The sequence below is a fragment of the Actinoplanes sp. NPDC051475 genome (assembly GCF_040689425.1).
In the GTDB taxonomy this organism is placed as follows: domain Bacteria; phylum Actinomycetota; class Actinomycetes; order Mycobacteriales; family Micromonosporaceae; genus Actinoplanes.
This window is the reverse complement of record NZ_JBFAZZ010000001.1, coordinates 178,069-193,080: the sequence shown is the minus strand read 5'-3', so window position 1 is coordinate 193,080 and position 15,012 is coordinate 178,069. Positions and strand designations below refer to the sequence as shown.

15 protein-coding genes and 1 pseudogene are annotated in these 15,012 nt (G+C 71.8%); 5 read left to right on the top strand and 11 right to left on the bottom strand.

Annotated features, from left to right (window positions below):
* Positions 1 to 44: 44 nt before the first annotated feature.
* Together AB0368_RS00920 and AB0368_RS00915 are read right to left on the bottom strand one after the other, a co-directional pair.
* Complete coding sequence (locus AB0368_RS00920; protein WP_366151667.1) at positions 45 to 2,612, bottom strand: ABC transporter permease; 2,568 nt, start codon at positions 2,610 to 2,612, stop codon at positions 45 to 47.
* The gene (locus AB0368_RS00915) at positions 2,609 to 3,400 is read right to left on the bottom strand and encodes an ABC transporter ATP-binding protein (RefSeq protein WP_366151666.1); all 792 of its coding nucleotides are present in this window, start codon (positions 3,398 to 3,400) and stop codon (positions 2,609 to 2,611) included. Before AB0368_RS00915 ends, AB0368_RS00920 begins: the two co-directional genes overlap by 4 nt.
* Before the next feature lie 157 nt (positions 3,401 to 3,557).
* Here AB0368_RS00915 and AB0368_RS00910 point away from each other — a divergent pair, with 157 nt between their 5' ends.
* The 3 genes from AB0368_RS00910 to AB0368_RS00900 all read left to right on the top strand — a co-directional run bounded on the left by AB0368_RS00910 (position 3,558) and on the right by AB0368_RS00900 (position 6,602).
* Complete coding sequence (locus AB0368_RS00910; protein ID WP_366151665.1) at positions 3,558 to 4,727, top strand: histidine kinase; 1,170 nt, start codon at positions 3,558 to 3,560, stop codon at positions 4,725 to 4,727.
* Positions 4,724 to 5,362, top strand: a complete 639-nt coding sequence (locus AB0368_RS00905) for a response regulator transcription factor (RefSeq protein ID WP_364710164.1) — start codon at positions 4,724 to 4,726, stop codon at positions 5,360 to 5,362. The genes AB0368_RS00910 and AB0368_RS00905 overlap by 4 nt, the downstream gene beginning before the upstream one ends.
* A 76-nt stretch (positions 5,363 to 5,438) precedes the next feature.
* Positions 5,439 to 6,602 carry a PQQ-binding-like beta-propeller repeat protein gene (locus AB0368_RS00900; RefSeq protein WP_366151664.1) on the top strand — a complete coding sequence of 388 codons (1,164 nt, stop codon included), beginning with the start codon at positions 5,439 to 5,441 and terminating at the stop codon, positions 6,600 to 6,602.
* On the opposite strand, the gene AB0368_RS00895 is transcribed toward AB0368_RS00900, so the two are convergent.
* On the bottom strand, positions 6,565 to 7,152 hold the full coding sequence (locus tag AB0368_RS00895) for a TetR/AcrR family transcriptional regulator (RefSeq protein ID WP_366151663.1): 588 nt from the start codon (positions 7,150 to 7,152) through the stop codon (positions 6,565 to 6,567). The genes AB0368_RS00900 and AB0368_RS00895 overlap by 38 nt on opposite strands.
* A gap of 47 nt (positions 7,153 to 7,199) precedes the next feature.
* Between AB0368_RS00895 and AB0368_RS00890 the strand changes: the two genes are divergently transcribed.
* On the top strand, positions 7,200 to 7,862 hold the full coding sequence (locus tag AB0368_RS00890; protein WP_366151662.1) for a class I SAM-dependent methyltransferase: 663 nt from the start codon (positions 7,200 to 7,202) through the stop codon (positions 7,860 to 7,862).
* Here the strand turns inward: AB0368_RS00890 and AB0368_RS00885 are convergent.
* The 5 genes from AB0368_RS00885 to AB0368_RS00865 all read right to left on the bottom strand — a co-directional run bounded on the left by AB0368_RS00885 (position 7,834) and on the right by AB0368_RS00865 (position 11,405).
* A complete protein-coding gene (locus AB0368_RS00885) occupies positions 7,834 to 8,376 on the bottom strand; it encodes a GNAT family N-acetyltransferase (protein WP_366151661.1) in 543 nt (180 codons plus the stop codon). The genes AB0368_RS00890 and AB0368_RS00885 overlap by 29 nt on opposite strands.
* Positions 8,377 to 8,386: 10 nt before the next feature.
* Entirely contained in the window at positions 8,387 to 8,896 is a 510-nt protein-coding gene (locus AB0368_RS00880) for a MarR family transcriptional regulator (RefSeq protein WP_366151660.1), read from the bottom strand.
* Between the two features lie 48 nt (positions 8,897 to 8,944).
* A complete protein-coding gene (locus AB0368_RS00875; protein ID WP_366151659.1) occupies positions 8,945 to 9,532 on the bottom strand; it encodes a DUF305 domain-containing protein in 588 nt (195 codons plus the stop codon).
* Between the two features lie 2 nt (positions 9,533 to 9,534).
* A complete protein-coding gene (locus AB0368_RS00870) occupies positions 9,535 to 10,275 on the bottom strand; it encodes a lytic polysaccharide monooxygenase (protein WP_366151658.1) in 741 nt (246 codons plus the stop codon).
* 167 nt (positions 10,276 to 10,442) lie between these two features.
* A complete protein-coding gene (locus AB0368_RS00865) occupies positions 10,443 to 11,405 on the bottom strand; it encodes a hypothetical protein (RefSeq protein ID WP_366151657.1) in 963 nt (320 codons plus the stop codon).
* A 152-nt stretch (positions 11,406 to 11,557) separates the two neighbouring features.
* Between AB0368_RS00865 and AB0368_RS00860 the strand changes: the two genes are divergently transcribed.
* A complete protein-coding gene (locus AB0368_RS00860; protein WP_074310625.1) occupies positions 11,558 to 11,845 on the top strand; it encodes a hypothetical protein in 288 nt (95 codons plus the stop codon).
* Here AB0368_RS00860 and AB0368_RS00855 read toward each other — a convergent pair whose 3' ends face one another.
* The 3 genes and pseudogenes from AB0368_RS00855 to AB0368_RS00845 form a co-directional block, all read right to left on the bottom strand.
* The gene (locus tag AB0368_RS00855) at positions 11,846 to 12,946 is read right to left on the bottom strand and encodes a serine hydrolase domain-containing protein (protein WP_366151656.1); all 1,101 of its coding nucleotides are present in this window, start codon (positions 12,944 to 12,946) and stop codon (positions 11,846 to 11,848) included.
* 153 nt (positions 12,947 to 13,099) lie between these two features.
* Positions 13,100 to 13,388: pseudogene (locus tag AB0368_RS00850) on the bottom strand (GNAT family N-acetyltransferase); the annotation flags it as partial.
* A gap of 16 nt (positions 13,389 to 13,404) precedes the next feature.
* Positions 13,405 to 14,883 (bottom strand): mannitol dehydrogenase family protein, encoded by a 1,479-nt coding sequence (locus AB0368_RS00845; protein ID WP_366151655.1) that lies wholly within the window; start codon positions 14,881 to 14,883, stop codon positions 13,405 to 13,407.
* Positions 14,884 to 15,012: the final 129 nt, after the last annotated feature.

The following is a 15,012-nucleotide window of genomic DNA, read 5'->3' as shown; positions in this document are numbered from 1 at the left end:
GGGCGTCACCCCCGGCACGGTACCGGCCGGGGGTGAGCACCGGGTCAGTCGGTGGCGAGCGCCGCGACCGGGCTGACCTTGGCGGCGCGGCGGGCCGGCAGAACTCCCGCGGCCGCGGTGAAGAGCACCAGCACGAGGAACACCACCACGAGCTGGCCGATCGGCAGTTCCAGCGGCGCGTTCACCCCGAGGGCCTTCAGCGCCAGCCAGGCGTACGGCACGCCGAGCACCACGCCGATCGTCGCGCCGATCACCCCGTACAGGCTGGATTCGGCGGTGAGCATCATCCGCAGGCTGCCGCGGGAGAGGCCGACCGCGCGCAGCAGGCCGGACTCGCGGACCCGTTCGACCACCGACAGGGCGGTCGTGGTGCCGACACCGACGACCGCGATCAGCACGGTCAGCCCGATCAGCCCGATGACCACCGCCAGCACGCCGTTGAGCACGGTGTTGAACTGGTCGCGCTGGTCGGCGAGGACGTCGACGCCCAGCCCGGCGTGTCCCTGGGCCAGCTGCCGCATGGCCTTCTGCCCGGCGGTACGCCCCTCCTCGCCGGCCTTGGCGGCGTCGGCGAGCACGCCGGAGTACGTCTGCGGCGCGCCCAGCTTCGTGAGGTCGCCGGGGTCGGCCAGGATGAACGACTGCAGCGGCGCGGAGTCCGGCAGGGTCGCGACGACCTCCACGCGGACCTTGTTCTTCTTCTTGCCGGCCGTCAACGTGGTGGTGTCGCCCACCTTCAGCCCGGTCGTCTCGGTCGCGTACGCGTCCAGGGCCACCTTGCCCGGGCCGATCGCCGCCAGCGAGCCGGCGGTGACGTCGATCTTCTTCAGCTCGGGCAGCGTGGTCATGGACAGGTCGGTCGCGCTCAGCGCGGTGGCGCTGGTCCCGATGAGCACCTCGGGCAGCCGGCGGTACGGCGTCACGTGCGTCAGGTCCGGGCTGGCCTTCGCCTGCTCGAGGACGGCGGGCGTGACGGGGTCGTCCCCGTTGGCGGTCAGCTCGAAGTCGGCCGGCTCGGACGAGGCCATCTCCCGGTCCGCGAGCACCCGTACCGAGGCTCCGGTCACGACCACTCCCGCGATCAGCGTGACGCCGAGCGCGACGACCACCGACACGGCGGCCGCCCGCCGCGGTGCACCGCCGACGCCGCCGACCGCGAGCCGGCCGACCGGGCCGAGGCGGCGCAGCGGCCAGCCGACCGTGGCGAGCACGGGCCGGACCAGCAGCGGGCCGAGGGCCATGAGCGCGAAGAAGGCGAGGGCTCCGGAGCCGACGACGGCGAGCAGCATCGGCTGGGGGTCGTAGTTGCGCGGGTCGCGGCCGGGCAGGTTCATGAAGACGTACGCGGCCAGCAGCGCCGCTCCACCGGCAAGCAGCAGCCCGAACGCGCCGCGCAGCTTGCCGATGCCCTTGCGCCCGGACGTGGTGCTCGCGGAGCGCAGCGCTTCCAGCGGTGCCACCTTCGCCGCCGAGAACGCCGGTGCCAGTACGGCCAGCACGGTGATCGCGACCGCCAGCAGCACCACGCCGGCGGCGGGCAGCAGGGGCAGGCCGGGGGCGGCGAGGTCCACGTCGAACGCGCCGGCGATGGGCGGGACGGCGTACCCGAGGGCCAGCGCGCCGAGCACGCCGACCACGCCGGCGATCAGGCCGGTGAGCGCGCCCTCGGCGGCGAGGGCCCGCCACAGCGCGCCGCGTCCCGCGCCGACCGCCCGCAGCAGGGCCAGCTGGCGCATCCGCTGGGCGAAGACGATGCGGAAGGTGGAGGTGGCGACCAGGCCGGCGGCGCAGACCGCGACGGCGACGAAGACGCCGACCGCGATGAAGACCTCGTTGACCTCGGAGGCCGCCTCCTCGGCCTCCGCGCGGCGCACGTCGTCGCCGGCGCGGATCCCGGCCCGCACGAAGCCCTCCTTCGGTGCGGGGGCCGCCGCGATGATCCGCTCGGCACCGGTCCGGACGGCGTCGGCGTCGGCGCCGGGCTCGAGGCGCAGGTCCACCCGTTGCACGACATCCTCGCCGAGCAGCTGCGTCACGGTGCCCTGCGGCGCGTATGCGGTGAACCCGTAGTCGCTGTCGGCGTCCACGATCCCGGTGACCTTGAGCTGCACCGGCTTGATCGGCTTGCCGTCGTCGTCCCAAGCGGTGTGGACGGTGGCCGTGGTGCCCAGGGGCAGGCCCATCCGGTCGGCGGTCCGCGGGCTGACCGCGATCTCCCCCGGCTTCGAGGGGTAGGCGCCCTGCTTGACGTGGACGGCGGTGAGCGGGCCGGAGCCGGGGTCGGCCGTGACGTTCAGGTAGTCCCCGTTGAGCTCGCCGGAGGCCTCGACCCGGCCGGCCGCCTCCGCCACGCCGGGCAGACCCCGGAGCTTGGCGAGGTCGCCGGTGGTGATCGAGGCCGCGCCGCCGGACTCGCTGCCGTCGCTGCCGACGACGAGGTCCACGGCCGCGGGCGTGCCGCTGAGCCCCTCCAGCGCCGTGCGCTCGGTGATCTGCTGGGCGAGCACGGTCGCATAGACCACGAAGGACGCCACCAGCACGGCCAGGCCGGTGAGCAGCAGGCGGGCCGGGCGCTTGGCGACGCCGGCCAGCTGGGTGCCGAGAACCTTCATCGGTGGTTCCCCAGGCTCTGCAGGGCCTCGGCGACGGAGGCGCGGTCGGGGCGGTCGATCTCGCCGGCGATACGGCCGTCGGCGAGCAGGACGACGCGGTCGGCGTACGCGGCCGCACCCGGGTCGTGGGTGACCATGACGACGGTCTGGCCGAGGTCGCGGACGGAGTTGCGCAGGAACGAGAGCACCTCGGCGCCGGAGCGCGAGTCGAGGTTGCCGGTCGGCTCGTCGGCGAAGACCACCTCGGGGCGCGCGACCAGGGCCCGGGCCAGCGCCACCCGCTGCTGCTGGCCGCCGGAGAGCTCGCTGGGCCGGTGGGTGAGGCGGCCGGTGAGGCCGAGCACCTCGGTGAGGTGCGCGAGCAGCCCGCGCTCGGCGGTGCGGCCGGCCAGGTCGAGCGGCAGGGTGATGTTCTGCTCGGCGGTGAGCTGCGGCAGCAGGTTGAAGGACTGGAAGACGAAGCCGATCCGCTCGCGGCGGACCTTCGTCAGCACCCGGTCGGGCTGCACGGTCAGGTCGGTGCCCCCGAGCAGGGCCCGGCCGGAGGTAGCCGTGTCGAGCCCGGCGAGGCAGTGCATCAGCGTGGACTTGCCGGAGCCGGACGGGCCCATGATGGCGGTGAACTGGGCGCGGGCGAACCCGACCGTCACGCCGTCGAGGGCGCGTACCGCGGTGTCGCCGCTGCCGTACACCTTGACCAGGTCCTCGGCCGCGACGGCGGTCAGACGCCCGTCCGGTCCGCCCGCGGCGGGTGTCGTCGGCACGTCGGCCGGGGACTGCGTGTACATGGGGGATTGCCTCCGGGATCGCAGATGGGTGGAACGGGGTGAATCCTGGGGGAGGACGCATGCCCCGCGCATCGGTCCGCGGTGGGGATCGATGCCGGGCGTGGATCTGCCTTTCGGCCGATGGAGGGCCGGTGAGCAGCGGTTACGCTGGGTCACGATGTTGAAGCAACGCGACTTGTTACTGCGCCTGGCGCAGCTCGCCGCCCTGTTCCTGATGGCCTGCCTGGGTCTGTTCGACCTGGCCAACGGCCTGACGAACAGCGGCTCGCTGGTGCTGCTCCAGGTGCTGAGCGCGGTCGGGACCGCGGCCGTCTGGCTGCCCCGGCACCGGCAGGGATCGAAGCGTCTGCCGAAAGTCGCAATGGCGCTGGGCATCGCGTCGCTGCTGCTCACCATGGTGGTCGCGGCCGGCGGTTCGGGCGGCGGCAGTTACGGCGTCGCGGAGCTGGTCGGCCTGCTGGGCGTCCTCTTCGTGGTCAGCCGCCGGGGCGATCCGCAGTGGGCCGTCGGCGCCGTCCTGGCGGTCTCGATGGCGCTCGGCTTCCTGCCGCTGCGCAGCGGCCTGGACACCGAGCGCATCATCATCGGCCTGGTCCAGGGCCTGTTCGCCACCGCCGTCATCGGACTCGGCGTCTACCTGCGGACGATCGAGTCGACCCGGAGCCGGGCCATGGACGCCGTACGCGCGGAGCAGCGCGCCGAGTTCGCCCGCGACCTGCACGACTTCATCGCCCACCACGTGACCGGCATCGTGGTGCAGGCCCAGGGCGCCCGCTTCATCGCCGAGCAGGACCCCAAGCGGGTGCTGCTGGCGCTGGAGCAGATCGAGGCCGCGGGCGCCGAGACCATGGCATCGATGCGGCGCATGGTCGGCGTCCTGCGCGACCCGACCGCGCAGCCGGACGCGCCGCTGACCCCGCTGGCCGGAGTGGACGAGCTGGGCCCGCTGCTGGAGCAGTTCACGAACTCCGGCGGCCCGCTGGCCCGGTTGCATCTGGACGGCAGCACGGCCGGGGTGCCGGTGGAGGTCTCCACCTCGGCCTACCGGGTGGTGATGGAGGCGCTGACGAACATCCGGCGGCACGCCCAGGGCGCCCGGGTGGCGGACGTCTGGGTCCGGCGTACGCCCGACTGGCTGCTGGTCCGGGTGGCGAACGACGGATTGCCGCCGAAGGCCCCCGCGGTCCGGGAGGCGCCGGGGTACGGTCTCGTGGGCCTGCAGGAGCGGGTCCGCGCGGTCGGCGGGCGCATCACCGCCGGGCCGGGCATCGACGGCGGCTGGGTGGTCGACGCGGCCCTGCCCCTGGACCAGGAGGTGACGCGGTGATCCGCGTGATGATCGCCGACGATCAGGCGATGGTACGCACCGGCTTCGGCATGATCATCGGTGCGCAGCCCGACATGGAGCTGGTCGGCGAGGCGTCCGACGGCGTCGAGGCGGTCGCCATGGCCCGCAAGCTGAAGCCCGACGTGGCGCTGTTCGACATCCGCATGCCGCGGATGGACGGGCTCGAGGCGCTGCGGCTGCTGGCGGGGCCCGGCGTCGCCGACCCGATGAAGGTGGTCGTGGTGACGACCTTCGACCTCGACGAGTACGTGCACCAGGCGCTGCGCAACGGCGCGGCCGGCTTCCTGCTCAAGGACTCCGGCCCGTCCCTGCTGGTGGAGGCGGTGCGCGCCGCGGTGTCCGGGGACGCCCTGATCAGCCCGTCGATCACCGTACGGCTGCTGGAGCACCTGTCCCCGCCCGCGCCGAGCAACGACGACGGCGGCCTCTCCCCGCGCGAGCTCGACGTCGTGAAGCTGGCGGCCCGAGGGCTGACCAACGCCGAGATCGCCACCGAGCTCTTCATCTCGGTCGGCACCGTGAAGACGCATCTCGGCAGCGTGCAGACCAAGCTCGGGGCGCGTAACCGGGTCGAGATCGCCGCCTGGGCCTGGGAACGTCGCCTGGTGAGCTGACCCCGAACGGGGGATTCCTCCCGGTTGTCCGGTGTTCCCGCCCGGCACCGCCATCCCGGCCCCGACGATCGTGCCCATGCAGCTCAAGCGATGTGCACGCCTCGGCCTGGCCGCGGCGACAGCGTTCCTGACCGCCGCCGGGCTCGTCTCCCCCGCCGCGGCGGCCGGGCCAGCCGAGAACTGGGCCCAGGACGGGTACGGGGCCGGCCACACCTTCTACAACCCGGACGAGACCGTCATCAACTCGGGCACCGTCCAGAAGCTCAAGACCCGCTGGACGGTGACCCCGAAGGCGGCCGTCGACAGCTGCCCCCTCGACCCGGTCGCCCCGGTGGTCGTCGGCGGCCGGATGTTCGTCCTCGAGCCGGACGGCAACGGCGTCGGCGCGTACGACACGAAGACCGGCAAGAAGCTGTGGTCGTACTTCGCCGGCTACCTGGAGGCGACCGGGCTGGCGGTGTCGGGTGACACGGTCGTCGTCACGGACATCGCCTGCTACTCCAACAGCAACTACGACAGCAACGTGATCGCCCTCGACGCCGCGACGGGCGCCGAGCGGTGGAGCAGCCTCACCGGCTGGACCACCGACACCGTGGTGGTCGACGCGGGAACCGTCGCGGTCTCCGGCTACTGCGGGGTCTGCGACGGCGAGGAGAACGGCGTCCAGGCGTTCCGCCTCTCCGACGGCGCGTCCTTGTGGAGCCGCGTCAACGCCGTCCTGGCCGGCCCGGTCTCGGCGGACGGCCGCATCCTGCTCGCCCGCACGACCAGCGCCTCCACCGAGGCGGTCTCCATCAAGACCGGCCTCGAGACGTGGAGCACCGGCCTGCGCTACGCCGCCGGCGCTGCCGACCCCACGCGCCCCCAGTTCTACGTGTCGAACGCCGTAGGCCTGCGCGCCCTCGCCACCACCAGCGGCAAGACACTGTGGACCGTGAAGCACGAGTCGGGCGAGCCGGCCACCGACGGCCGTCGGGTGTACGTGGCGTCGGCGGGGCGGATCAACGCGTACGACACCGCGAAGGGCAAGCTGCTGTGGACCCGGGCGCTCAAGACGCCGGGTCACCTGGTCCGCGCCGGCGGCCTGCTCTACGCCACCAGCGGGACCAAGCTGATGGTCCTGGCGCCCACCAGCGGCAAGACCATCCGCACCTTCGGGACGGCCACCGACCACGTGGTTCTGGCCGGCGGCCGGCTCTTCGTCACGAACGGGCGGACGGTGCGGGCGTACACGCCCTGACGAGCTCGTCGACGAAGGACTCCGGGATCGCCTGGCCGGTCACGAGCACCCGGTAGTAGACCGGGCCGACCAGGCGGTCCACCAGCACGTCGAGATCCGCGCCGGCGGGCAGCTCACCGCGCGCCACGGCGCGTTCGAGCGGCAGCCGGTCGCGGGCCCGCTGGCGGGTCAGGTGGTCCTCGCGCAGGCGGGCCGCGAGAGCCGGGTCGTGCTGCGCCTGCCCGCTGAGCGCGCGGAACACCGCTCCCGCGTCGGACTCCGTCAGGTACGCCGCCAGCATCGTGAGGTACGCCCGCAGGTCCCCCGCGAGGCTGCCGGTGTCGGGCGGATTCAGGTCCTCGGCCGCGTCCTCGACGTACGCGTCCAGCAACACGTCGGTCTTCGACGGCCACCACCGGTAGATCGTCTGCTTGGCGACGCCGGCCCGGGCGGCGATGCCCTCGATGGTCAGCGCCGCGAACCCCTTCTCGGCCAGCAAGTCGTCGGCCGCCTCCAGCACGCTGCGCCGGGCCTCCTCGCTACGCCCGTGCCGGTTGCCCCGGTGGCTCATCCCGCCCCCTCTTGTCGAGACGCAACGTTGCGTCTAGTCTAACTCACATGCCTACCACCCTGACACGGTCGGCCGCTGCCGCCGTACTCGACAAGCTCTTCGCCGCCGCGTCGTTCGACGACGGCCGGCCCACCCCCGTCCTGTCCTTCGACACCGCGACGGCCCAGGAACGCGCGGACGCGCTGGAAGAGATCTACATGCCGGTCTCGCGGCAGGGCGGCGAGCTGCTCTATTCGCTCGTACGCACGAGCCGCCCGCGCACGGTGGTCGAGTTCGGGACCTCGCTCGGCATCTCGGCGATCTTCCTGGCCACCGCGGTGGCCGACAACGGCATCGGGCACGTGTACACGACCGAGCTGAGCGAGACCAAGATCGCGGCGGCGCGGGCCAGCATCGCCGAGGCCGGCCTGGCCGACGTGGTCACGATCCTGGCCGGCGACGCGCGGGAGACGCTGGCGGACGTCGCCGGGCCGATCGACCTCGTGCTGCTCGACGGCTGGAAGGACCTGTGCCTGCCGGTCCTGCGCGGGCTCGAACCGCGGCTGCGCCCCGGCGCGCTCGTGGTGGCCGACGACACCACGTTCGCGAGCATGGGCGACTACCTGGCGTACGTCCGCGATCCGGCGAACGGATACGTCACCGTCGACTTCCCCGTCGAGGACGGCATGGAGCTGAGCTGCTTCACCCCGGCAGCGCGGACTTCACAGTGATCCAGTAGCGCCGGACCGGCCGGCCCGAGGTGTCGCGGATGTCCTCCAGCACGCCGCCGTTGCGCTCGATGGTGCGGCGCGACGCCTCGTTGTCCGCATCGCACGTCACCAGCACCCGATCCATGCCCATACCGCCCGCCGCCGCCAGCACCTCGGCCAGCGCCCACGAGGCGATGCCACGGCGGCGTGCGCTCGGGCGTACGCCGTAGCCGATGTGGCCGCCCGTCTCGAGCAGCGAGGCGGTGAGCTCGTGCCGCAGCGCGATCGCGCCCAGCATCTCGTCGCGGTCGACGATCCACCAGTACGTGCAGTGCACCCAGCCGGGCACGGGCTGCACGGCCGGGTCGGACTCGCCCAGCAGCTTGCGCACGAAGGCCGCGAAGCCCTCCGCGGTGTCCACTTCGTCGCCTGGGCGCAGGCCGGAGCCGTCCTGGTGCACGCCACGCCCCCATTCGTCGCGGTAGGCGAGCCATTGCCGGTGCAGACGGGCGGTGGGGGCGATCAACTGCGGCATGGCAGGCAGGTTAGCGGGGAGCCGGCCGGGCAGCGACCTCATTCGGCTCCGCGCTCTCGAGCCGGGTCAGGATGCGGCGGGCCATGGCGCCGAGCTCGGCCAGCTCCTCGGCGGTGAGCGCGTCCAGGACGAGGGCGCGTACCGCCTCGACGTGGCCGGGCGCGCTCTCCAGCACCTTGCGCCAGCCCGCCTCGGTCAGCACGGCGTTGGTGTAGCGGCCATCCTCGGGGCAGGCGGTGCGTTCGACCCAGCCCTTGCCCTCGAGGCGCTTGACCACGTGCGACAGCCGCGACAGCGAGCCGCTGGCCAGCGCGGCCAGGGCGCTCATCCGCCGGGTGCGCCGCGGCGCCTCGGACAGGTTGGCCAGCACGAGGTATTCGAAGTGGCTCAGCCCCGAGTCGCGCTGCATCTGGGCGTCGAGGGCCGCCGGGAGGCGCAGGAGCAGGCCGCCGACCGGGAGCCAGGACGCAAGTTCGTCCGGGTTCAGCCAGCGGGCCGGGGTGGCGGGTTCGGCACTCACCGCCCCATCGTACCGACGGTTTGAAGCTTCAACTAGCGATCGGCCGGGCTACGCCGCCAGCGCGAGCAGGCGCTGGATCTGGGCCTGCCGGGTCGCGGTCGTCCGTTCCGCCAGCGCCTTCGCCGGGGGATAGCCGCCGCCGGTGGCCTCCATGCGGCTCACCTCGACGCAGTTGTGCAGGTGGCCGAGGAGCAGGCTCACCGCCGTACGGTCGAACTGCTCGCCCTTCGCCGCGGTGAGCTCGGCGATGTCGGAGGGTCGCAGCGAGTGCAGGTCGCCGTGCCCGGCGTGCGCCCCGGCGCCGGGATCCGCGGACGGCGGCTGCTGCCAGCCGGTGAGCCAGCGCTGCATGGTCTGCGCCTCCGAACGCCACTGCGCGGCCAGCTCGGCGGCCAGCGCCCGCAGCTGCGGGCCGGTCGCCCGCTGCGCGGCGACGGAGACGACCTGGTCACCCTGGCCGATGTAGGCCAGGCTCATCTGCAGGAACATCACGTCGGTGCCGTTGTACGCCGGGGACGACGCGGACGCCGGCGCACGCGGGGCGTCCCCGCAGGCGGCGAGCACCAGCAGCATCACGACGGCCACGACGGCCGGAACGGGTCCACGCCGGTGGCCGCGGACCCGTTCCGGGGACATCGTCAGATCCGTTCCCAGAGCGCCGGGACGTTCGGCGGTTCCCAGCCGGCGATCGCGGTGTGCGCCTGGCGGCAGCGGTACGTCGCCCCGCCGTAGGTGACCGTGCTGCCCACCGAGTACGCCGTACCCGCGCTCCAGGTGCCACCGGCCGGCGGCTGCGTGGGCGGGGTGGTCGGCGGCGTGGTGGGCGGGTTCGTCGGCGGCGTGGTCGGCGGCGGGTTGCCGCCACCCCCGCCGATGTTCAGGTCGACGCACGAGTAGAAGGCGTTCCCCGTGTCGGCGATGTTCCACCGGGCCAGCAGCGTCTGGCGGCCGGAGAAGCCGCCCATGCTGACCGTGTGCGACTTGGTGGCGCCGGGCTGCGCGCCGCCGTCGTTGAAGACCGCCAGCCGGGTGTTGCCGATGAAGTACTCCCACGAGGTGGTGGCGTGCCGGGCGGTGAGCACCCAGTTGAACGTCACGGTCTGCCCGACCGAGGCGGCCGGCCAGTTCTTGCTGTTGTCGTTGAGGACGGCGAAGCGGCTGCCACCGCCGTTGCACTGCATCGAGCCCTTGGGCGCCTCCACGCTCTGCGGCTCGTAGATGATGTCGCCGCAGTTCGCCACCGCACCGCTGGCGCAGTTGGCCTGCCGGCTGGGCGGTGAGGAGATGTAGCCGTGCGCCGAGGCGGGTGCCACGGCGACGAAGAGCGAGGCACCGAGGGTTGCGGCACTCAGCAGCGGAAGGGTGATCCTGCGTCTCATGAAGGGCTCCTCTTCATGGGGACGGCAGGCCGGGATGGGGGGTGACCCGACCCGCCGCGGGAATCGACCGGGATGAGCATGGGGGGCACTCCCGGCTGTTCGCCCAACATAAGTTAAAGACTGTTAACAGTAAAGAGAGAAAACGAAGATTTTCGATACCTGGTGCCTCACGCCGCAGCCACGGCCCGGGCGATGCAGATCCGCGCCGACAACCGGGGGCCTGCCTCGTAGAACATGTAGTCGGTGCCGCCGTCGGTGCCGAACGAGGGAGCTGCGGCGCGACCCTCGTCGGAAGCCGCCGGACTGTAGAACACACCCAGGTGGTTCTCCCGGTCGAAGGCGTTGCCGACCTCGGTGATCCGCATCCTGCCGTCACTGCCGTGATACGCGACGTACGCGGTGCCGTTGCGCTTGACCAGGGCGGGAGCGGAGATATCGGTGACCCCGTCGGGCTCCGGGGCGACCAGCGGGGTGGGGCTGAACTGCCAGCCGTCCCACCCGTTCGGCGACCAGCCGTAGAAGATGCGTCGGCCGTTTTTCACGCCCATGAACAGCATGACGTACTTGTTACCGCGGCCGGGCAGGCTGTGCTCGAAGACGCGGGCGTACGACGTCTCGGAGGTGCCCGGGACGAGCCGCGTGCTCAGGATCGGGGTCTCGTCGGTGAAGGACAGCCCATCGCGCGAACGCGCCACCCGCGTCGTGGTGTTCTCGCCGTGGAAGTAGCAGAAGAACTGGCGCGTCGGCGCGTCCCAGATCACGTGCGGCGACGACACATGGCTGACGGTGGTGGTGGGCAGCCGGTTGTCGATGAGCGGATTGGCCTCGTACTCGGTGAACGGGCCGTCGAGCGAGTCCGCGTAGGCGACGCTGATGCCGCCCGGCGCCTCATGCGGCGCGTAGTAGAGGTAGAACCGGGCGCGCGCGCCGCTGATCTTGTCGTAGACGCCGCGGATGCAGGGGAAGATGAACTCCCCCGTCGGGTCGTACCGCAGGGGCGGCACCAGCGCGTCCCGCAGATATCGGTAGGTGGGCATGCCGGCGGGCAGGGCCGCCCGCGCTCCGGAGGGGGCGAGCAGGCCGGCGGTGGCTCCGGCCGCGACGCCCGACAGCAGGGTCCGTCGTCTCATGCTCCGACGCTAGACAGCGCCGGCATGCCAATAGAACAGCTGATAGCGAGGTAATACGACAACCTCTCAGCTCATCCGGTGTTTGCCTGCTCCGGGTTCGACCGGTGGGGTTGTGGCGCGGACGAGCCCGGTCCGGGATAGCCTTGCCGTATATGGCTACTTATCGCAGCGCCTCAGTGCTTCTCTCCTCGGACGGCACCAGGACCCCCGGCACCGCCGCGCTCTTCGCCGAGCCCGCCCGCAAGGGTGGGACCCCGCCGTGGGCAGGCGACTTCCGACCGGCCAACAGCGCCGGCAACGGACCCAAGAACGCGGTCGGGAAGACCTTCACCTTGGAGCTGCCCGACGGCAGCACCGGCAAGGTCGTGGTCCAAAGCCTCAAGAGCGGAAAAGGCGGCGTCGTCCTGGCGTTGATGGGCGAGGACGCACCCCCCTTCTGATCAGGATGCCTCCCAGAAGGCCATCGCCAGGCCGAAGGCCCGGAAATCACCCGTCGTGGTGCCGGACATCTTGTTCATGGCATAGGCAATGGTGGTACGAGCGTCCATGTCGATGATGGCCAGCGAACCGCCGTACCCGCCCCAGTAGAGCGTGTTCGGGTGCGGCATGAGCCCGGTGTCGAGGGCGAATCCGAGCCCGAACCGCATCGGTACGCCGAGAATCAGGTCAACGCCGTCCACCTGCGGCTGCAACGCCCGCCTGCATCCCGCCTCGGACATGAACCGCCGCCCGTTCGCGACGCCACCGTTCGCCAGAATCGCGAGAATCTCGGCCATCGCGCGAGCGTTACCGATACCACCGGCCGCCGGGATCTCCGCGCCACGCCACGCCCGCGTCCGGGTGACCTGAACATCCAGCTCCGGGTTGCAGGCCACATTCACCCGCAACTCGCTGTCACCGGCACCGCCCATCGGCGCCGGGCCCACCGGCGGGATCAGCTCGGCAACACGCGCGTCGTGCACGGACGACAGACCGATGTGGAAGTCGGCGCCCAGCGGCGCGGCGATCTCCTCCCGGAACAACGTACCCAGCGAGCACCCGGTGATCCGCCGCAGCACTTCACCCACGAGGTACCCCTGCGTCATGGCGTGATAGCCCGAAGCCGTGCCCGGTTCCCAGAACGGCTCCTGCGCGGCCAGGAGCGCGGTCACCTTCTCCCAGTCGTACAGGTCATCCCTCGTGATCGGCTCTCGCCAGCCACACAGGCCGGCCGAGTGACTCATCAGCTGGGCTACCGTGACGCGCTCCTTGCCCCCGGCCGCGAACTCCGGCCAATAGCGAGCCACGGGCGCCTCGAACTCCAGCTCCCCGCGGTCGGCGACAAGGAGCGCAGTCAACGCGGTCATGGTCTTGGTGGTGGAGTAGACCCCAACAATGGTGTCTTGGCGCCACGGCCGGGTACGAGCCTCGTCGGCGAAGCCGCCCCACAGATCCACCACGGTCTCGCCCTCCACCGTGACACAGAACGACGCGCCTACGTCCGTACCACTGGCCAGGTTCTCGCAGAAAGCCGCCCGAACGTCCGGGAACCGATCACTCATCGACCGACCATGAAGGACCCCGTTCCCCACGTCCAGCCATTTTGTCCCCCAGCCGGCGTACGCAAACGCTGGTGTTCTACTTGCCGGCCGGTCCGGTCCGGACGAAGGTGAGCCGCACCCCGCTGGCCTGGACGGTCAGGTGTTCGCGGTCCCGTAGCCGAGTTCGGCCTCCGTCCGCGCAGGCATGCCGGGCTGACCCATGCCGTCGACCACGTCGAGCGAGACGGTTCCGATGACCACCCCGTTGAGCGTGACGGCCGCGCTGTGGTCGTCGGGGTCTTCTGCCACGCGGCGCCACGCCGCCCGAAAGGACGCAGGGTCGACCTCCGTGCGGAGGAGCCAGCGAGTGACCTCCGGGAGGTTGCGGTACTCCAGGATGCGGTCGACGTCCTCGTCACGGGCGAAGCTCGAGACGTTCGGTGCGCAAGGTGGTGCTCTCCATGCGCCGCCCGGCCGGGTCAGGAGGCTGTGTCCAGGTCCTCCAGCGTCGCCCGGGCGCCCTTGGTGTGCAGGGACGCCAGCACCGAACGGTACGCCGACGCGAAGCGCTCGTTGTCGATCAGGTCGCCGAAGATCTCGCGGTTGGCGATGAACGCGAGCGGGTCCTCCCGCTGGCGACGAGCGACGGGCACGAGGACGTCGCTGAGCCGGTCCACGACCTCGATCGGCTGCCCCTGCTCGTCGACGGCCTCGGCGTAGCGGGCCCAGCTCGCCACCACCGCGGCCGAGCGGAGGATCTCCCCGCCGGTCTCCAGGTTGTGACGGATCACCGGCAGCAGCCACTTGGGGATGCGGTCGGAACTCTCGGCGCACAACCGGGCGACGGTGTCCTTCACCTGGGCGTTGGAGAAGCGGTCGATGAGCTGGTGCTTGTACTCGTCGAGGTCGATGCCGGGCACCGGCTCCAGCGTCGGGGTGGCCTCACGGTCCATGTACGCGAGCAGGAACCGCACGAACAGCGGGTCCTGGGCCACGTCGTGCACGAGCCGGTAGCCGGCCAGGTATCCGAAGTAGCACAGCGCCTGGTGGCTGGCGTTGAGCAGGCGCAGCTTCATCAGCTCGTACGGCTCGACGTCCGCCACCACCTGCACCCCGGCGTCCTCGAAGGGCGGGCGGCCGAGCGGGAACGCGTCCTCCAGCGCCCACTGGGTGAACGGCTCGCAGACCACCGGCCACGCGTCGTCCACACCGTACCGTTTGCGGACCTCGTCGCGGTCGTCGTCGGTGGTCACCGGCGTGATCCGGTCCACCATGCTGTTGGGGAACGCGACGGTGTCCCGGACGTACGCCCCCAGCTCCGGGTCGCGCAGCGTGGCGTACGCGACGAAGCTGCGCCGGGCGGCATGGCCGTTGCCCTGGATGTTGTCGCAGCTCATGATCGTGAACGGCGGCAGCCCGCGCTCGCGGCGCCGGGCCAGCGCCTCGGTGATCAATCCGAACGTCGTCCTCGGCACCGCGCCCGGCTGGAGGTCGTGCTGCACGCCGGGGTCCTCGGCCACGAACTCACCGGTGACGGCGTTGAAGTTGTAGCCGCCCTCGGTGACGGTCAGCGAGACGATCCGGACGTCCTCCGAGGCCATCTTCTCGATGACGGCCTCGGGGTCGTCGGGTGCGTACAGATACTCCTTGATGGAGCCGATCACCCGCGGCTCGAGGGTGCCGTCGGGCGCCCGGACGACGAGCGTGTAGAGGCCGTCCTGGGCGACGAGGGCGTCGCGCATCCGCTCGTCGAACGGCATGACGCCGACGCCGCAGATCGCCCAGTCCAGCGCCTTGCCCCCGGACATCAGCCGGTCCAGATACATCGCCTCGTGCGCCCGGTGGAAGCCGCCGACGCCGAAGTGCACGATCCCGGTGCGCAGGGCGCCGCGGTCGTACGAGGGAACAGGGAGATCGGGCGGCAGGGACGCCAGGTTCCGGGCATTGAGCGGCAACATCGGGGGTCCTCCCAGCGCTGCGAGGGGGCTGATGACGCCCTCAGCATCGCACTCCGGAGGGGTCCCCGCCGGGTCGGGAACTTCCAACCTGGGCACGCCTGTGCCGCAAACGGTCACGGCCCGGCAGCG